This window comes from Pseudomonadota bacterium (assembly GCA_026388315.1).
In the GTDB taxonomy this organism is placed as follows: Bacteria; Desulfobacterota; Syntrophorhabdia; order Syntrophorhabdales; family Syntrophorhabdaceae; genus MWEV01.
This window is the reverse complement of sequence record JAPLKA010000020.1, coordinates 13,045-32,583: the sequence shown is the minus strand read 5'-3', so window position 1 is coordinate 32,583 and position 19,539 is coordinate 13,045. Positions and strand designations below refer to the sequence as shown.

Annotated in this window: 18 protein-coding genes and 1 tRNA gene; 8 read left to right on the top strand and 11 right to left on the bottom strand. The window is 46.2% G+C overall.

What is annotated here, in order from left to right; genetic code table 11:
- Positions 1-46 precede the first annotated feature (46 nt).
- Positions 47-1,099: a two-component system response regulator gene (locus tag NTX75_01525; GenBank protein MCX5814909.1), complete on the top strand. Its 1,053-nt coding sequence runs from the start codon at positions 47-49 to the stop codon at positions 1,097-1,099.
- An 83-nt stretch (positions 1,100-1,182) separates the two neighbouring features.
- Here NTX75_01525 and NTX75_01520 read toward each other — a convergent pair whose 3' ends face one another.
- On the bottom strand, positions 1,183-1,650 hold the full coding sequence (locus NTX75_01520) for a hypothetical protein (protein ID MCX5814908.1): 468 nt from the start codon (positions 1,648-1,650) through the stop codon (positions 1,183-1,185).
- A gap of 320 nt (positions 1,651-1,970) precedes the next feature.
- Here NTX75_01520 and NTX75_01515 point away from each other — a divergent pair.
- From NTX75_01515 to NTX75_01505, 3 genes are all read left to right on the top strand, one after another.
- Positions 1,971-2,042 (top strand) — tRNA-Thr (locus NTX75_01515).
- A gap of 466 nt (positions 2,043-2,508) precedes the next feature.
- Entirely contained in the window at positions 2,509-4,686 is a 2,178-nt protein-coding gene (locus NTX75_01510) for an ATP-dependent RecD-like DNA helicase (GenBank protein ID MCX5814907.1), read from the top strand.
- A gap of 1 nt (position 4,687) precedes the next feature.
- The gene (locus NTX75_01505) at positions 4,688-5,176 is read left to right on the top strand and encodes a hypothetical protein (GenBank protein ID MCX5814906.1); all 489 of its coding nucleotides are present in this window, start codon (positions 4,688-4,690) and stop codon (positions 5,174-5,176) included.
- 79 nt (positions 5,177-5,255) lie between these two features.
- Here NTX75_01505 and NTX75_01500 read toward each other — a convergent pair whose 3' ends face one another.
- The 10 genes from NTX75_01500 to dnaN form a co-directional block, all read right to left on the bottom strand.
- On the bottom strand, positions 5,256-5,558 hold the full coding sequence (locus tag NTX75_01500; GenBank protein MCX5814905.1) for a hypothetical protein: 303 nt from the start codon (positions 5,556-5,558) through the stop codon (positions 5,256-5,258).
- A gap of 9 nt (positions 5,559-5,567) precedes the next feature.
- Positions 5,568-5,990, bottom strand: coding sequence for a DNA repair protein RadC (locus NTX75_01495; protein ID MCX5814904.1), 423 nt, complete (start codon positions 5,988-5,990; stop codon positions 5,568-5,570).
- Positions 5,981-6,331, bottom strand: coding sequence for a hypothetical protein (locus NTX75_01490; GenBank protein MCX5814903.1), 351 nt, complete (start codon positions 6,329-6,331; stop codon positions 5,981-5,983). The genes NTX75_01495 and NTX75_01490 overlap by 10 nt, the downstream gene beginning before the upstream one ends.
- Position 6,332: 1 nt before the next feature.
- Positions 6,333-6,605 (bottom strand): hypothetical protein, encoded by a 273-nt coding sequence (locus tag NTX75_01485; GenBank protein ID MCX5814902.1) that lies wholly within the window; start codon positions 6,603-6,605, stop codon positions 6,333-6,335.
- The gene (locus NTX75_01480) at positions 6,602-6,823 is read right to left on the bottom strand and encodes a hypothetical protein (GenBank protein ID MCX5814901.1); all 222 of its coding nucleotides are present in this window, start codon (positions 6,821-6,823) and stop codon (positions 6,602-6,604) included. Before NTX75_01480 ends, NTX75_01485 begins: the two co-directional genes overlap by 4 nt.
- Positions 6,816-7,070 carry a hypothetical protein gene (locus NTX75_01475; GenBank protein MCX5814900.1) on the bottom strand — a complete coding sequence of 85 codons (255 nt, stop codon included), beginning with the start codon at positions 7,068-7,070 and terminating at the stop codon, positions 6,816-6,818. Before NTX75_01475 ends, NTX75_01480 begins: the two co-directional genes overlap by 8 nt.
- Before the next feature lie 159 nt (positions 7,071-7,229).
- The gene (locus NTX75_01470) at positions 7,230-7,493 is read right to left on the bottom strand and encodes a hypothetical protein (GenBank protein MCX5814899.1); all 264 of its coding nucleotides are present in this window, start codon (positions 7,491-7,493) and stop codon (positions 7,230-7,232) included.
- On the bottom strand, positions 7,493-7,966 hold the full coding sequence (locus tag NTX75_01465; GenBank protein ID MCX5814898.1) for a hypothetical protein: 474 nt from the start codon (positions 7,964-7,966) through the stop codon (positions 7,493-7,495). Before NTX75_01465 ends, NTX75_01470 begins: the two co-directional genes overlap by 1 nt.
- A gap of 51 nt (positions 7,967-8,017) precedes the next feature.
- Complete coding sequence (locus tag NTX75_01460) at positions 8,018-8,518, bottom strand: SWIM zinc finger domain-containing protein (GenBank protein MCX5814897.1); 501 nt, start codon at positions 8,516-8,518, stop codon at positions 8,018-8,020.
- 64 nt (positions 8,519-8,582) lie between these two features.
- Complete coding sequence (gene dnaN / locus NTX75_01455; protein ID MCX5814896.1) at positions 8,583-9,686, bottom strand: DNA polymerase III subunit beta; 1,104 nt, start codon at positions 9,684-9,686, stop codon at positions 8,583-8,585.
- Between the two features lie 681 nt (positions 9,687-10,367).
- Between dnaN and NTX75_01450 the strand changes: the two genes are divergently transcribed.
- From NTX75_01450 to NTX75_01435, 4 genes are all read left to right on the top strand, one after another.
- Positions 10,368-14,210, top strand: a complete 3,843-nt coding sequence (locus NTX75_01450) for a metallophosphoesterase (GenBank protein ID MCX5814895.1) — start codon at positions 10,368-10,370, stop codon at positions 14,208-14,210.
- A 998-nt stretch (positions 14,211-15,208) separates the two neighbouring features.
- Positions 15,209-17,362 carry a S41 family peptidase gene (locus tag NTX75_01445; GenBank protein ID MCX5814894.1) on the top strand — a complete coding sequence of 718 codons (2,154 nt, stop codon included), beginning with the start codon at positions 15,209-15,211 and terminating at the stop codon, positions 17,360-17,362.
- 430 nt (positions 17,363-17,792) lie between these two features.
- Entirely contained in the window at positions 17,793-18,653 is an 861-nt protein-coding gene (gene modA / locus NTX75_01440) for a molybdate ABC transporter substrate-binding protein (GenBank protein MCX5814893.1), read from the top strand.
- On the top strand, positions 18,650-19,426 hold the full coding sequence (locus NTX75_01435; GenBank protein ID MCX5814892.1) for an ABC transporter permease: 777 nt from the start codon (positions 18,650-18,652) through the stop codon (positions 19,424-19,426). Before modA ends, NTX75_01435 begins: the two co-directional genes overlap by 4 nt.
- The last annotated feature ends 113 nt before the right edge of the window (positions 19,427-19,539 follow it).

Sequence of the window (19,539 nt, the reverse complement as noted above, 5' to 3'; positions counted from 1 at the left end):
TTAACAAACAAGCTTTAGTGGATCGCGGGGAGGCTCTACGTCAGATATAATTGAATATCCAAAAGCACATACGATTCTTATTGTTGACGACTCTTCGGACAATATTATCTTAATGAGCAGGCTGCTGAAAGACTTTTATAGGACTAAAATCGCTACAAACGGTGAAAAAACCCTCAAAATAGCGTCTTCAGATGATCCGCCCGACCTTATTCTTCTCGATATTATGATGCCGGGAATGGATGGATATGAAGTATGCCAACGCCTCAAGGAAGACCCAAAAACAGCAAAGATTCCAGTGATATTCCTCACCGCAAAATCTGATATTGAAGATGAAAAAAGGGGTTTTGAAGTTGGCGCAATAGATTACATCACCAAACCAATCAGTGCGCCTCTCGTACTTGCGCGGATAAAGACACACCTTCTCTTGAAAGATTCAAGGGATTTTCTTATTGACAAAAATATGTTTCTCGAACATGAAGTTTTGAGGCGAACCCAGGAGATTGTTGCCATCCAGGACGTTACCATTATCGCCATGGGCTCATTGGCTGAGACACGGGACAGCGAAACAGGCAACCACATAAGGCGAACCCAGAATTATGTCAAAATGCTTGCCATGAAGCTGAAAAATAATCCGAGATTTAAACAGTTTTTAACAAACGAAAACATCGACCTTCTCTATAAATCTGCACCCCTCCACGATATTGGCAAGGTTGGAGTGCCTGACCATATTCTACTTAAACCGGGGAGACTCACCCCGCAAGAATTTGAGATTATGGAAAAGCACACAACATACGGTCGTGACGCTATTATGGCGGCAGAAAGACGTCTTGAATCACCTACGTCCTTTCTCACATTTGCACGTGAGATCGCTTATTCGCATCAGGAAAAATGGGATGGAAGCGGTTACCCTGAAGGTTTAACAGGTGACGACATTCCTATATCAGCACGTCTCATGGCAGTTGCGGATGTTTATGATGCCCTCATTACCCGCCGTATATACAAGCCTGCATTTGCCCAGGAGGAATCTGTTGATATTATCAAGAATGGATATGCTGCCCACTTTGACCCGGATATCGTTGATACATTTATCGAAATATAAAGAGAATTATATGAGGTTGCAAAAAAATTCCGCAAAGAAGCTGAGTTGATGTAGATTGTTTCCCTTCCAAGCTCTTATTCTGTTTACTTTAAATCATCCCAGAACGTTAAATCACCGGTTTTAAAATTTGTTACTACCGGTAAGATAGAGTATACCTTATTGAAAATATATTGCTTTGTAAGGTCATTTATACTGGTTAAATAAATACATACTTCCTTGAAATAATTACCGGTTGAAAGGCTTCTCGATAACATGGGGAGAACATATTTTATCCGTTCCGAATAACGTTCAAAGCTGTCCCACGGAATGTCGTTAATCAACGCGTCAACCTCTCTCCAGGTTTCATTGTCCTGTATATCAAGAATAAAAAGAAGCGAGAAATAGACAGACTGCGCTTCACCTACCTTCGGTTTTGTTACCTTACAAAGACCTGACACAATTTTCTCTGAAGGTGTATTGACCTCAAGATTAAAGAAGGCAAACATTTCCTCTTTGTCAAAGAGACTTGTTAATTCTTCATCCAGATCGACTATTAAGTCCTCATTCGCCATAACCCCTCCTGGCCCCTTTTAAGATAACTCATTTTCATACTATATCAAAATAGCCTTCTTTAATGCAATCTCAATATCATATCTTAACGGCAGAACATAACTTATGAATGTGAAATTGTTTGCCTGATGAGTTGGTAAAGGAGCATGTCAAAACTTATTTTAGTGAATTTGATTGATCGGAAAGATAAGATTGATCGAACAGGACGGATGAACGACATTAATGAACGAAAATGAACGAAAGAAAAAAATATTAGAACTATAAAAATTCGGAAATTTGTATTGGACGTAAACCATTGAATATGCTATATAAAAAACTTCACGCCGACGTAGCTCAGGGGTAGAGCAGCTCACTCGTAATGAGCAGGTCCGGGGTTCAATTCCCCGCGTCGGCTTCACCAATACCAAGCATTTACGCCACTTTATACGAGATTCCCAAAAACAACCAAAGTGTCAAACGCGCCCAAAAGCGACCATTGAAAAACGAATTTGCGCCCAAAATGCGCCCACCATGAAAGTGCCGAATCTCTTAATTTAAGCTTCAGGTCTTACCATAAATTATTTCAATAAAATCATTAAAAACAATGTATCTAAGCTTTTGCTTCAAGGGTTCCCTGCGGTTCCTTCATTACTGCCTGTGCGATTATCATGGCTTCTCTGAAACAAAACGCAGCAAAGAAGGCTGATATCATAATATGGGTTTTATACGGCTCATACTGGTAAATCACCTTGGCAAGGGAGAATCATTACAATTCAGCCCAGAATAAGGCTTACCCGTTGCATCGCACCGTCGAATGGGGACGGACGGATGAGCCAGGAATATGGTACGGTCTGAACTTGGAAATAAGTAATACATAGGAAATGAACAACAACCTTTCGATAATGGGTGAGTTTCTCAGGTTCCTGTACCAAAGCGAAAACTTTTCTGTAATGCTCGTCAAAGTGGTAAAGATCATCGAGAAGGGCTCCGGCTTTAACGGAAATTGCCCAGCAGCAGGCAATACCATTGCCTGTGTAGGGTCGATTCCAGAGGGATTCTTCTATGATGGTGTAAAGCACATCATTGCCGGAAAGTGGACAAACACAAAATACGGGTTTCAGCTAAAAATAGAAAAGATCGATATCGTTGAACCTCACGGCAAGGCAGAGATAATCAGGTTCCTTTCATCCGGTCTTATTAATGGTATTGGCCCTGTGACGGCGCAGAGGATCGTGGAATGTTTCGGGAAGGATACCCTTGAAGTCCTGGACAGAAACCCTCAGGCAATATTGCAGGTGAAGGGCATCGGACAAGTTACCTCTGAAAAGATCATGTCCTCGTGGAAAGAACAGAGAGACATCGCAGATCTCATCACAACACTCTGTTCGTTCGGGCTTACGGTAACGTATGCAAAGAAGGCCCTCAAAGCGTTTGGTTCATCCGCAATTGAAAAGATCAGAAATAACCCTTACATCTTAACAGAAATCCGGGGTGTAGGATTTTTGAAAGCAGATATTATAGCAAAAGAATTGGGGATAAAGGACACCCATCCCGCACGCATGACGGCAGGGATCATGTACTGTCTTGATAACGCAACATTCAAGGAGGGTCATTGTTACCTCGCCGAATCGGAACTGCTGAAGCGGGCCTGCGAGATACTGCAACTCGACGGGATAATCATCTCCGATCACCTTCATGAAAACAGGTTTGACAATCTTGTGCTTACCAGCGATTGCGTGTATCTCAAACGGATATACAATGCAGAACGGTATGTTGCGGGCAGAATAAACAGGATGGCATATGAGCAATCCATGATACAAAAGGAAGTCATAGAGAAGATTATCGACGAGTTCACATACCTGACTGAAGAACAAAGGAGCGCTGTCAAATCGGCATTGTTGAAGAAACTCTCCGTCCTTGCCGGATTACCGGGAACCGGAAAGACATACTCGTTATTGAGCCTGATACAGATACTTGAAAAGTTGCAGATTTCTTACGCCATCGCAGCGCCGACAGGTAAGGCGGCAAAAAGGATCTCCGAGGTTACAGGCAGGGAAGCAAAAACAATACACAGACTCCTTGAAGCCAAATTTGACGGCGCATCTCTGAGGTTCAAAAGAAACGAGTCAAACCCTTTGTCAGCCGGCTTTGTCATTATAGATGAAATGTCCATGACCGACATACTCCTTATGGAATCGCTCTTAAAGGCGATACGGGGTACCTGCCTCGTCCTGGTAGGCGATTACAACCAGCTTCCATCTGTGGGCCCGGGGCGTGTCCTGAAAGATATGGTCGAACACAGCCTCTGCACGGTGAATGTTCTCACAAGGATACAGAGGCAGGCAGAGGATTCGAATATTGTCAGGGCAGCACACTGTATCCATGCGGGAGAGACGATACAACATCTGGTGGGTTCAAAAGATTTTATTTTTATAAACGAGGTTGATCCCCTGGACATCAGGGAGAGGATTGTTGAAGCGGTCAGTTCACAGATGTATTCGCCGATGGAAAAAACCCAGGTTCTATCTCCTATGAAAAAGGGGACTACCGGAACAAGGGAACTGAATACCGCCCTGAGAAACACTATGCGAAATCATAATCTTGCGATGCTCAAAAAGGATCACAGGGTTAAGAAATTATTGGGCGTTATTCAGGTTGGCGGATTTTTACCTGGCGACAAGGTTATACAGGTAGAGAACAACTACGGAAAAGAGGTATTCAACGGAGAGATCGGATACGTGATAAAAACAGACAGCGAAGAGAGAAAGGTATCCATCCTCTTCGATGACAGGATCATTGATTACGAAGATTTTGAGCTTGACCAGGTTGATTTTGGCTATGCGCTCACTGTTCATAAGTTTCAGGGGAGCGAAGTTCCTTGCGTTATCATGCCGGTAACAACACAGCACTATGTCATGCTTTATCGTAATCTAATATATACTGCGATCACAAGGGCAAGGGAAAAACTTGTGCTAATAGGATCTGAAAAAGCCCTTGCAATTGCGATTAAAAACAACAGACAGATTTTAAGATTCAGCGGGTTGGGCGGGTACCTGTAATTTGAAAGATAATTCATTGAAATGGTTGGAGCGAAAAAGACACATACTGAATGTTATACTTGCGTGTATAGCAATCGTATTGGAGATTTACTACAGCATCTGCGGGGGTGCATGCTCGTACCTGAGTGGTAATCTCTTCGGTATTGGCCTGCAGTACATCGGTATTGCCTTTATGGCGCTCGTTATCCTGCTGAGCATTTTAAAAAAAGACCTTCTCCTTGTCATTGCTCTTTCTGCAGGGGTTGGAACTGAAGTCTATCTCATCGGATTTCAGGTGTGGTACGATACGTACTGCACATACTGCCTCGCATTCGGAAGTATAATTATGGTCATGTTTTTTCTCAATCTTCGCAAAATATTGACAAAAATTGCAATTATCAGCGCAGTTCTGACCCTGATACTTTTTTCTATATTCTTTAAGGGTTCAGTTACCCCATTGTATGCATCAGAGACACTTGCCCCCTCATTCGGAACGGTTCACTTTCCGTAACAACCATATCGAACCATAGAAAAGGTATAAAAAAAGCGCCTCCGAAGAGACGCTTTTTGCTTTTATGCGACATTCCACTTTATGAGCTTGCCCATCCGAAAAACAAGTACACATTTTCATCGTTATCCTGTCTGATGAATATGCATCCGGCTGGACCCCATTTATCGGATACCCTGTCATCATCTTCTTTCAACAATTTTGAAGCATATTTCACCGGCGTAAAACTTTCAGGAACATCGATCATTGTAAATGTGTTCTTTTCGGCTATGCTCCCTGTGTACCCGCTGTGCCCATAATCATGAAAAGCCTTATTCTTAGACATCGCAAAGGCTTCCCGTGCTGTTTTCCCTTTTGAATATGTTCCAAAAAAATCTGCTCCCATGGCTCCCCCTTAAATAATATAGCCTTGTTCCTTCAGGCTCGTGAATCCGCCCTTGGTGACTATCACATGATCCAGAACTTTGATGCCGATTATATCTCCTGCATCGACCAGTCTTTTTGTGATCTTGATGTCTTCTTCTGACGGCGAGAGGGTTCCTGATGGATGATTGTGTGCAACTACGATTCTTGATGCTGCCTTCAAAATTGCAAGCCGAAATGTTTCACGACTATGAACGAGCGATGATTCGAGCGTACCGAGACTTACAAGTTCTATGTACTTGATTGTATTATTGGCGTTTATGCCTACTGCCCAGAAATGTTCCTTATCGCGATCGATTTCATTTTCTGTGGCAAGAATCTTCTGGAATATCTCGGCAACGTTGCCGGGTGCGTTAAAAACAACTTTTTCTTTGTCTTTGATTTTTATTTGCATCTATCAATACCTCCTGGTCTACAAATTGGTTTAATCAACAATGCCACTTGTGTTATGTCTTCATGACTGGGTATCTTATTGACACCATTACCGGTATCGACCCGGCTGCCTATGATTGCACCGTAAGATTTGCGGATGCCATTACAGCCTTCGACGATATAATCTTTATTTACGATGATGTGTGCCCAGTAGTTCCCGTCTGAGGTTCTTGATACCTCGACAGCCCCTCCAGGAAATTCAATGACATGCGTAGCAGATTCTTGTTCCTTTGATTTAATGCCGAATAATTCTATTTTCCTCGGCGCTTCGTCGATATCATATATTTTACATGTGGTGCTCATCCTACCTCCTTAATTGTTTCACATAGTTTTTCGGGTCACTGCTGATTCTCACCCGGAACAACCTGCCGGTAGATTGTCTTACAAAAGCGGCGATCTTCACAGTGTCACCTTCCTCCCGCCGCCATTCGCGATCTACCTTATCGGACCACCAGAGGAGTTCCCTTCCATCATTGAGCTTAAAAAGGATGTACGGAGTTTCTGGCCCCATACATCCGATGCAGCCGGAATCTTTACGCAGGATTGTAGCGTATGTTTCTATTTTCTCCGATTTCATGCCAACTCCTGCGCTCTCTTTGGAAACAGATCTGCCAGCTTGCAGCCTGTCGCCATTATTTTGCCTATTCCGTCGTGGCTTATTGCATATCCGCAACCAATCTCAGGGTGTGTGCCGATCATTAATTGGGCGTATTTCTGAGCACCCTTCAAGGTGCGGTAAAATCTTGTCTGATGACAACCATCTATCGCCTGGTAAAACACTTCGATTTTACCCATTGGCAACCTCTAAAATATTCTCAGCCCATTCGATCTTTTTCTCATCAATCCATTTGACCTCCCACGGCGAATCGAGACTGATATTCTCAATCTCGGCTGTGCTGAAACCGTGGTTAAGCCAAGTTCCACCGGCGAAGATATCGGGGTGATGGATTTTAGTCGTTGAATGCTCTTGAGGCGTATGGGAAACCGTGAAGTTTCCGTATACTGTCGTAGTCGTTTCCGAATACGTTACGATACAATGCAACGACTACCTCGGACTGGTGTTTAGCATTTTTAAAAATGTTATCTATCGTTTTTTTGGTAATTAACGCTTTATACATACTGCCCCCTTAATTTTAATTTGGCTGTTCTAAGATTTTTGGTACGTTTTATTCTTAGGTAAGATGTGGTTCGTTACGAGATTTTAATAAAGCACTTCAAAAAATTTCCCTGAAGTCGCTTTAAAGAAGTACTGATTTTTTGAGAAATCGTCTTTCAGACAGAACCGCCTTACTTCTACAAAATTGTTGAAAAAATTAGATATTTTCAGCGGTATCCGTTTTAACGGTACCATTGTGTCCCACCCAATCGGCATACCGGTAAGGGTATATATCGTCTGTGGGAAATAGCCGACATAATTACCGGCGGTATAATTTTTGAGTATTTCTATGCCTTCGATAGTGCCCATCAGGCAACCTCCGATAATGCCGTGTTTTGCACCTCATACTGACTCGGACAAATATAACCGCCGTCTACCTCAAAAACGCCGACATGCCCCTCGTAAACCAGAGTATTGTTGTATATGTCACGAATGACATTGTTTTCGAGAAGTACGCTTCTTGCCTTTTCCAATTCCGCCCTGTCAGGAAATATACCGCGCAGCACCATGCTGCTGCATGACTGCCAATCGTCACAGGTGAACAGGAGATACATGATAGGTTCTGCCTTAGGCTCCGGATTAATTATCCTGCATAGAGCGTCAGATATTTTTTCGCCGCATTTCTTGCATGCTACTGTAAGCCAAGGCTCATCACAGGCTGCAACAAAACCATCATCCTTTTCTGAGATATCTCCTACCGTGGTAGCGTATGCATGATCCCCATCAAACAGGGCCGTTCCGCACATATCGCAGTACCATATTATTCTCTTTTTTCTCTTCATGTTATTTCTCCCTTATTCCTTATAACACCACATAATTATGGTTTATTTTATTTATCCATCTTCTTTTAATGGTGTATCATATGGTACGGTTTCAAGACCCGTCCACCCTTGTTTTTCTACCCATTTAGAGTAGACGAGCCTACCTTTGCTTCTGATATATCCGTCCACCGCCTTGAAGCTGACCTTTTCTTTAAACATCCGGTCTTTGTAATCTTTTATATAATTTGGATCCACGTTTGCCCTTTGCATATCATAAATGATTGTCGCGATAAGATGAGTCTGAATCCCCGGATTAAAAGGGACTAAGGGATATAATACGTTGACACCGACAATCGTCACCTCTCCGACATTACCGGGCGTCGCGGACCGGTATGTATTGCTGCCGTTCATATGGTTTGGGTTGCTTTTTATGAGGTCTATGTGCTTGCACCCTACCCTTTTGAACTTCCAAACGGGGCATGAGCAGCCGTAGCAACCGTTTTTATCCACGGATACCGTATATACTTCTTTGCCTGAGCCCTGCACTTTCCATTGTTTTATCCATTTATACATAATGTCTACTCCTTTTTTGTGGTAGCAACAGCCTACATGTCTCCATAGGCTGTTGCTGTGTCTTCTATCCTCTGATCGGCATGATTATGTTGGTATAAACAGTTGTGTCTTTAACCTCGCGCATCATCACCGCACCGTAGCCGTTGGTCGGCAGTGCCAGTACGATGGTTTCTTCCTCTAAGTGAGAAAGCGCATCCGTGAGATACCGCTGATTAAAAAGGAAAGTCATTGGTTCCCCCGTGTACTCAACATCAACTACGGTTTCTATGTTCCCGATACCACCTTCCGCTTCTACCTTCATAGATTTGTCATCAAAACTGATTTTCACTGCCCCTTTTTCGCTTGCGGTACCGACCTGCCCTAATGATCTGAGCAAGGCTTCCCTGCCTATGGTTGCTCCTTCCCGGTACTCCGGTATCACGTCGTCAACGTCTGGATATATGCCATCGATCAGTTTTGATACGAGCGTCGTGTTTCCTGATATGACAGTGACACTTCCCCTGCCCGCTGTTATCTTTATTTCTTCGTTTGCTAACCGGGCAATTTCTGATAGCCCCCTCCGCGGGATGATTATACTTGATGTATCGACGGTGGTCAGAGACGGATCACTATATTCGATAACAGCGAGCCTGAAGCCATCTGTTCCTGCCATCTTGATTTTTCCGTTGCTGAGTTCGAGGTATGCACCCGTCACGGCCTGACCTCTCGCTCCATCAGCCGCAATGGCAAATGCTACTTTTTTAATCAGCGATCTTAAGATGTCTTTTTTGATGGTAAACTCCATCTTCTTCTCATCTGCATCGACGTTTTGTGATGCAGCAGGATACTCATCAGCTTCTGCCAAAGAAAACTCCGCCTTTGTTCTCCCCTGCTGTACCCTCAAGACATTTACTTCGAGGGTGAGTTCTACGTCGCCATCGTTGAGTGATTTGAGATATTCGAGGAACATTTTTGTGGGAATGCATATCTTTTGAGACTCCCCGCTGTGATTGTAGGGCGTTTCGATTGTTGCGGACACTTCCAGGTTCGTTGCGAAGATGCTGAAACTGCCATTAAACTCTATCAGGCAGTTATTCAGAATGGGCAGAAGATTTGTATATCCGCGTTGTTCGCTGATGCTGCTGATTGCTGATAAAGGTTTTAATAACGTGTTTTTGTCTATGATCATATTGCCTCCTTGGTATAAATTATTGGGTGTACGATTGCTTCATAGATACATGCGATTTTTTTCGCGTGTTTTCTCGAACATGCTTTTTGATTCAGATATGCCCTCAGACGGACGGCGTTCAGTCGGTGCTGTATTTCTGGCAGTTCGCAACATGCGACAGCTAACAGCACTTTCCTGATTAACGACACAATAATGAACAATGGCGTTCTCATGGCGGCTCCTTATTATTTGGATTTTTTTGAAGGTTGTTCTGAAAGTTTATTTGAAAAGTTTTCGGATAAACCTACTGAAGATTTTGATTATGTATTACTTATTTGATTATGCCGGAAACTTTTTGAGTCGTTTGAATTATCGGAAAGGCTTATTGAATACGGTTAGAAATACGTAATGTTTTGAAGGCTTGTTTTCTGTTCCTTTAGATTCCGGGCTTCTTCCTTAATGTTGCATAGAGCAGCTTACTTTACAGTACAGAACTTGAAGTGGTAATCGTTTTTCTGGCAGGGAAATGAATCATGGTATGCAGGGAGAAGACGCAACAGAATTAAACCGGACATTCATGTTTTGACTTGACGCCTTGCGGTCATTGTTGACATTTGAGATATCTGTGGTACAATACGAACAAAATTAAGAAATAATTATATGTTCTCCCTTTTAAAACATATTTTTGTCGCAGCTATTTGCATGCTTTTCATTTTCGTTATTTTAGCCGGAGTCTCTTCTGGTGCAGGTGCGAATCTGAGGAAGGGACCATATTTATTGTTTGCTGCTAAGACAGGCACTACGACTGTTGACAACAATGCCATGACCGTCCTCTGGCAGACCGATTCAACGCCAACAAGCGCGACCATTCAGTGGGGGACAAGCCCGGGCAATTACGGACTCCCGGTTCCGGTCCCGGAAAGCGGAAGCGGCCAGAACGAGCATCAATTCTCATATATCATAACAGGCCTCAACGCTGGATCGACGTACTACTACCGGATTGCTGTTGACGGCACATCGGCGAGCGGTTCTTTTATGACCCCTCCGGACCCCGCATCAACGTCCCTCACCTTTTACGGATATGGGGATATCAGGGGGGCGCAGCTCCCTTCAGACACCTCATTCACCCAGCACAGCGTGGTAGAAGAGCAGATCATGAGCGATGTGAGCCAGAATGTTCCGATACGGCAGACATTACTCATTAACGCCTCCGACTTTGTCAATTGCGGAATGGACGAGCACTATTGGGATCATCAGTACTTCAACAGGACCCTCGCGGGCTCGCTGACATTCATGGCGAATCTTCCCCTTCTGGCCTGCGTAGGGAACCACGAGCACTACTGGCCGGGGATTCTTGATGAGCAAGGCAAGTGTAATCTGAGCACATATCCCTATACCGGCATGACCGCTGCCAACGCCTGCCATATAAACGAAAAGACAAGTCCCGGGGAGATCTTCTATAAATACTTACCCTATAGTCTTTATCCCTTACCAAAAGGCCCTGGACAGTACAAGGATTACTATTACCTCGCCGATTACGGACCTGCGAGGTTCCTGATGCTGGACGTATTCTTTTCCGAGTTTACCAGCGGTACTCCCCAGTATGCCTGGCTTTCAGGTAACATGCGATCTTCGACGCAGTGGAATATCCCGGTCTTCCATGCCCCCATGTGGGCCTCCCGGTATCCCATAGATGCAGCATTGGCGGTGGATATCAGAGATGCCCTCGGCCCGGTCTTTGAGGCAAACAATGTTCCCCTTGTTATCCAGGGCCACCAGCACTTCTATTCCCGGCTCCTCGTAAACGGCATCACCTACCTTACCCTTGGCGGCGGCGGGGCAGACCTGACCTCGGATACGCCATATGACCCGGTGTCAGCGCCCTATATAATAAAGGCACAATCTATTTATCACTTTGCCAGGTTTGATGTATCAGGCAACACGATGGTTGCAACTGTCATGGACGTATCAGGAAATACCATCGATGCCTTTGAAATACTGCCTCCCGCCACAAACATATCTCCCGCAAAGGGTGAAACAGTTAATACACTCACCCCGACGCTCACTGCATCATCTATGCCGGGCATCCATCAGGCCAGCCAGTGGATCGTCCGGGACAGCTCGAATAATGTGGTTTTCGTAACAAATTGTAAAGATGCCAAAGGTAACACTTACAGCTGTTTTGATACCAATAATCTGACACAGTTCACCCTTCCAGCGGGCACCCTCCAGGCAGCACGGCAATACCAATGGAGGGTCGTCTATAAAGATAATAACGGCAATACAACTGCCCCATCCTCCATGACTGCCTTTACAACCCCGGAAAATATTACTATTGTCCACGGACCAAGGATCGGGCTCGTTACCAAAACGGATGCAACCATCTACTGGGATACCGATAAACCGGAAATAGGAGAGATAAAATGGGGACTGACCCAAAATTATACCTTCTCCAAACTTGAAGATGTATCGACGAATGCCCACAGGCTGACTATTACCGGCCTTTCCCCCGCTACTGCATATCATTATCAGGTCGTTACAGGGAATGCCGCATCGCCGGATTACACATTCTCTACCGCCGTCCCTCCGGAGACCCCGTTCACCTTTGTCACCATGGCTGACAACAGGGGGCCTACAACAGCAGATGATGTAAAAGGTCTGCCGAAGGCATTTATTGATATTATAAAGCTTGCAGCGGCTAAGAAGCCGAGTTTTGCTATTAATGCAGGCGATCTCTTCCACGCAAACTGGCCGTACAGAGAAACCCTTTACAGTAATTACAAAAATGCTACCGATGTGCTCGCTGCAACTACACCATTTCTCATCAGCCCCGGGAACCACGAGATGTTAATGGCGGGAACCATACCGGCCGGGCAGGACCCGATTGTCATTTTCAATCAGCAGTTCGCACAGCCGACCGGTCCCGACCCGCTCAATCTTATCACCGCTAAGTATCCCGGTACGGTCTATTCATTCGACTGGGGCAACTCCCATTTCGTCTCCATAGACAACTGCCGGTATGATGAAGCAGATGGACCCCCCGAGTATGGAATGTACCGGTTCGGCACAGCGGAGCAGAACTGGTTGAAAAAGGATTTGCAGGATGCCCAGGCCCGGGGTGTCCGTCATATCTTTGTCCTCGGCCATGCCCAGGCCTTTGTCAAACCAGGGGATCCTGCCGAAGGCATGGTCCGCCATCCGGCAGACAGGGATGCCCTCTGGCAGATACTCGTCGATTACAATGTAGATGCCTATATCACAGGACACATCCACTCCTCTAACGATCAGTGGGGCCAGGTATCAGGCACAAAATGGGACGGCAAAAGTGTTATCCACTGGATGAACGGGGATTCGGGGTCTGTCTTCGATGCCTCGGGCAACCCCATGCCGGGTCAGAACCACTGGACTCTATGGACTGTCAATGGAGAAACGGTCACCGCTGATCTGTACAATGACTTTGGAAATAAGGTCTACAGCAGAACCTTTCAGGGCTACCAGCCGCCAACGCCTCTTACCTCCACATCCCCTGCTGCTAATGCAGTAGACGTGTCTGTAAATGCAGTTATTACCGCAACCTTTGCAACCGCGCCTCCTGCAGCTACGACCACATTCACCGTCACAGGCAGCGGGAACACCCCCGTACAGGGCGCTGTATCCTTCAACGGAAAGATAGTAACATTCACGCCATCAGGCAATTTATCAAATGGAGAAACATATGCCGCTTCAATTCAATCGACGGCCGGGAATGCCCGGTGGAGCTTCACAACGATAGCGACCAACAAGGCTTCTCCTTCCACACCGACAGGTACAGGGAAGATTACCATAGACACCGCCGCCACGACCATCAGCAATGTGAACGTCCTTCTCGATACAGACCCAAGCCTTAACCAGACAAATAAACCCACGGGATACATATTTAAGGACGGCGTGGTCTCGTACAATCTGACCGGTGTTCCTGTCGGAGGAACCGTTCAGGTCAGCCTTGCTTTCCCCAGCGGGATTCCGGCAGGGAGCAGGATATACAAGGTAAGCGACAGCAGCGGTTTTTACCAGTTCACAAACGTAACGATCAATGGAAGTACTGCAACGCTGACCGTCACCGATGGAGGCGCAGGCGACAATGACGGTGTAGCGGACGGCAATATATCCGATCCCGTCGGTGTCGGTATCTCCACGGCAACCGCGGTATCAGGAGGAGGCGGCGGAGGCGGGTGCTTCATTGCAACAGCTGCCTACGGGTCATACCTCCACCCCTATGTGCAAATCCTGAGAGAGTTCAGGGATGCATTTCTTTCTGTGAACTCAGTTGGAAGATCTTTTGTGGAGTGGTATTACAGGGTATCGCCTTCCATAGCAGATACAATAAGTACGAGCGAGGCCATGAAGACCGGGGTGAGGATGCTCCTGCTCCCTGCCGTGGGCTTCGGTTATCTCTGTCTCACCATCGGCGTCGTGCCTGCGCTCCTCATGTTAATTCTCCTGGTGACAATTGTCTGGCTAGGCATGAGGAGCCTTTATCGCCATAAACATAGCCTCCTGAATTAGCATTCCCTTAAGACGCCCATCCTGAAACCCCTGGTCTAATAAGAGAAGATGGGCATCTCATTAAATATCAGCACCATTCAAGTGATAATCATTGTTTTTCCCTTTGATGGGAGGTCATTTAGTTGCGGGTGCCAAACGCAGCTTTGTCACTTTCATTGTTTTTAAACAAGTTATGGATAACATTTTATCAAAGCCTTCCTGTAACCAAGCATAGGACGCTTTCCTTTACAGTTCAATGTTACAAGCGGAAAGCAATAAAGCATGATGCTTTTTCTTGAATTTTAAATGTGGTTGTTAGAAAATCAGTTATATGGGGGGGGGCGATAAATCAATATCTAAGAAATCAAGATGCTTATAGATTTTACAATTTATTGCTGTTCGATTGCGTTAGGTTCATACCCAAGTTTAAAGTTCAATATTATACACAAAAAATGCAGGTTTTTTTAGTCAATGATCATTTTTTCGGGTTGTTTTAAACCTTGCCTTTGTTGCATTCATCGTCAATGTCGATGAGTATATCGTCAATATATCCCTCCCAACAATAGCAGCATTTTTAGGAGTACTGACACATCGAGCCGGGTTGCCTTGAGCTATATAATTGCCATCGTGAGCACAATGCTTCTTTTCGGGAAGATAGCCGACAGAGTCGGATTGAAAAGAGTTTTTATCGGCGGATACCTGTTATTTTCTCTCGGCTCATTACTTCTGTGGTATCGCATACAGCCTGTCTTTTCTTGTAATTTCGCGGTTCATTCAGGGTTTGGGCGGCTCCATGCTGTTCGTAACAGGTTTTTCCATAATATCTCGATTTGTCCCGGACCGAAAGCGTGGGCGGTCATGCGTTGTTTCTTTCACCGCATCAATATTTTATGCTGTACAATGCGTCAAAATTCAAACTCAGCGTGTTATATGTGGTATACTATATTAATGGACATCATTCTGATCGAATAACGGAACAAACGGAAATATGTACCCATTGATTGATAAAGGAGGACGCCATGAGAAAGACATTATCGACCGTGTCCCTGCCTGTACTCCTGACCGTTACCCTGTGTCTGATTTTTCTGCTCTCCGCCGACGCATCGGCCGCACAGGCCTACACCATCTCCGGTGTAATAAGGGATCTGTCCACACAGAGCCCCCTCAAAGATGTCCTTGTTACCGCGAAGGATATTTCCAGCAGCGCATACACGGGTAACGTCTTCACGGATACGTCAGGCAATTACACTATTTATCCGCAATCTCCGGGCACCTATACCCTTCTCCTTTCAAGGAGGGGGTATATGGATTCATCTCCTCCCGACCTCATTATGCTCACCGACGCAAGCCCTGATAAAACGGTCAACCTTTATATGGAATCCCGGGAGACCTCCATTTCCCTCTCCGGGGGCTGGAATTTTGTCTCATTTCCCCAACTCCCTTCATCTGATACCTCTATCGGGTCGGTGCTCAAGGATATATCCCCCAGTGTCCGCATCATCTGGGGATATGACAACGTGAACAAAACCTGGTTGAAATACAAGGGGCAAGGAGCAGGGGTGGAAGGTCAAAACACCTTGACATCATTTGAGTTCGGCAAAGGTTACTGGATCTATCTGGAAGCCCCGGCGAAGCTTTTGTTGACCGGCCAGCCTGCCACCCCGCCGGCTTTCAGGCTCCATGCAGGCTGGAACCTTGTGAACAGTCCCTTCCCCCCGATTTGTACCTTCAACCAAGCAAAGGCATACTGGATTAAGGCAAAGCAAGGCGTGGACTGGGTCCAAGGCGTGGAGACGGGGTACTTGACCCCTCCACCATCCGATTTTAGTTGCCTGAACTGGTCGAAGGCGTTTGATGCAGCCCATGCCAAATTTTCTGCCGAGTATGCCTTCACCGAGTGGAAGGGAATTGACTGGAACGGTCTCTTCACCGCGTTCAGGCCCCACATTGCCGCCGCAGAAGCGGCAAAAGACCAGAAAGCGTACTATTGTGCCCTACTGGACTACGTTACGTCTATTCCCGACGGGCATGTAAGCCCCCCTGCCATAGACCAGGTAATCTTTTCCGAACAGGCCGGCGGAGGTTACGGGCTCGCGCTTGCCGGGCTCGACGACGGCCGGATCATCGCTGCTGCCGTTATAACGGGGAGCCCCGCCGGCATAGCCGGCATAGCCGAAGGAGCGGAAATCCTCTCCTGGAACGGCAAGTCAATGGAACAGGCGATAAACGATGTAAGGCTTCTCTGGACCTCTCCAACCGCCACCAAAGAACATCGGCGGCTGGAAAAGATACGTTTCCTCGCCCGCGCCCCCATCAGTACAGTGCTGAGTCTCTCGTTCAGGAACCGGGATGCCTCTTCCGATTCATCGGCTACCCTCATCTCTGTGGACGATAATATGGCAACCCTGTCGATGGCCTATTTCTCCCCATCCCTTACGATTGAAGAGCTCTTGAAGCTTGACAAGATGGTTGAATACAGAAGGCTGGACAACGGCTACGGATACATAAAGATACACTGCGAAAATGATCCTTCGGGCCGTCCTCTTGGGGTGTACGATCAATTTCTGGAGGCAGTCCAATACTTCGTGACCAACAGCGTGCCCGGAATCATCATTGACCTCCGTGGAAACCATGGCGGTTCTGACCAGGTTGCGGCGGACATATCGGGGTTCTTCCATTCTTCCACTGCCTTCTACGAAACAATAAACCAGTACAACGCGCAGACCGGGGCGTTCGAGGATGTTTTCCTTAACGAAGCGGCGGGAACCACAACGATCGGTGGTCCGCCAACGTACATTACCCCGCAGACCCCCCATTACGGCGGCCCTGTCGTTGCCATCGTCAACCCCTCCTGTGTCAGTTCCGGTGAAGGGGTGGCCATGGGAATAAGCCGTGCGCCAAAAGGGAAGGTCATCGGTTTTCACGGCACCAACGGTTCCTTCGGCATGGTGGGAGGAAAAATTTATATGCCGGGAGGCTATTCCTTCGGCTATCCCTATGGGCGTTCACTTGACGTAAACGGCATCATCCAGCTCGACAGCGGAACAGAAGGGACAGGCGGTATTGCCCCGGGCCTCCGGGTACCGAAGACGATGGAAAATGTCCTGAACTTCACGAGAGGAGTAGACGTAGAACTGAACTACGCGGTGGAATACCTCCGCCAACTCCCCTGATCCTGCTCCCTTCTAGACTTCAGGGACTTCGAGACCTCAAGACCCATTAAATTATTCAATTCAACCGGTATCATTATATTTACCGATGATACCGGTTTACCATAAACCAACATTTCTTCCTTCTATACGTAGCAAAGTCAAAAGACCCTATGCCTGACTTGTAGGTGTGTGCAATCCCCGCCAATGTGCCAATATTTATGATAAATTTCCGTTTATTATGGGTTGAAAGGTGCAGATATTTGATTGTGATTTTTTCAGCAGAAGATGGCGTTTGCAACTTCCTGAAAGCAAGTTTCTGCTTATTTTCCACGATATAAACATATCAAGTGGTAATCGATTGCCCTCTGGTCGCCTTTTTGCTATTCCCTTTAGGCGTTATCTATGATATTATATAACGGAATCAAGAAACTACCAAGGAGGAATATTGTCAATGATGTCCAAACAAATCATTCTGTTTGCCCTTACGATGGGTCTGCTCTTCCTCTTCACCGGAACGCCCAATTCGCACAGCGAAGAACTTCTTGTGTTTGCCGGTGCTGCAAGCAAGCCACCAACCGAAGAAGCAGCCAAGGTTTTTGAGAAAAAAACAGGAGTCAAAGTTAATGTGACCTTCGGTGGATCGGGTTTTGTTCTTTCTCAGATGACCCTCGCGAAGAAAGGGGACATCTATTTCCCAGGTTCATCTGATTATATGGAAATAGCCAAAAAGAAGGGGCTGGTGTTCCCGGAGACGGAACGTTATGTAGTGTACCTTGTTCCCGCGATTAACGTGCAGAAGGGTAACCCGAAAGTGATTAAATCACTACGAGATCTTACAAAGCCTTCTATTCGAGTTGCCATAGCCAACCCCGACGGTGTCTGTGTCGGACTTTACGCGGTAGAAATTATAGAAAAGAATTTTACCTTGGAAGAAAAGGCCGCGTTCAGAAAGAACCTCGTCAATTATACCGAAAGCTGTGAGAAAACAGCAACGGCCATCTCCTTAAAGACGGCTGATGCAGTAATAGGGTGGGAAGTGTTTCAGTATTGGGACCCTGCACGTATTGAGACCATTGCCCTTAAGAAACACGAAATAGTCCGTATCGGATATATTCCAATAGGGATTTCAAAATTCACTTCCAATAGGCCCCTTGCCCAAAAATTCATTGATTTCATTCTGTCCGATGAAGGAAAAGCCTTGTTTAAGAAATACCATTACTTTATGAGCCCGGAGGAAGCTATCACCTGGATTGGAGAAAAAAAGCCGGTTGGGGGAGAGTATGTGGTTCCCGCCCAGTGGGTGGGTAAGTGAGCTTTAAGCGGCTTACTATCGCGTTCAGTGTAGGGGTTTTCTGCGTCTATGCAGGACTTATCCTTTGCCTTTTTTACTTCTATAAAGGCTCATTGTTTACCGAGACGCTTTTTTCAGAAAGAGTACTGTTTTCCGTTCGATTGAGTCTCATCACTGCGACTGTCGCCACGGCCATTTCCGTTTTCGTTGCCCTTCCTTCGGCATACGCCTTGTCGAGGTTCACCTTTTTCGGCAGACAGATTATAGACACCCTTCTCGAACTTCCTATGATCGTTTCCCCGGTAGCGCTGGGCGCGATGATTCTCATTTCTTTCAACACTCCTGCAGGACAATTTGTACAGGAGCGGGGGGTACAGTTTGTTTTCACGGTATACGGGATACTTCTCGCTCAGTTCGTTACCACGGTAGGGGTAGCCATTCGGCTCATCAAGGCAGCCATGGATGAAATTCCCCGAGTCTACGAAGAAACAGCAAGAACCCTTGGAGCCACACCCTCCGACGTTTTTTTCAGTGTTGTTCTGCCGTTGAGCAAACGGGGCATTATTGCCTCCTCTGTTCTCACCTGGGCAAAGGCTGTAGGGGAGTTCGGCGCAACAATCACTGTAGCCGGTTCGATGTCTATGAAGACTGAAACCCTTCCGGTTGCCATATTTATGCGACTTTCCGGAGCGGATATCGAGGGCACTGCGGTTCTTGTTCTGATTTTGATCACCATTGGGCTGGGGGTTCTGTACGGAGTAAGGCTCTTATCGGGTAAAAAATCGTATGCGTAAAGCCAAAAAGAACGCCTTGAAGGCCGTCGTCTTGCAGCTTTTTTGTGGTAATGGTGCATAAAGGCAAAACCGTCATGGTGTAGACTTGTAGGTGCTATACGTACCATATCCTA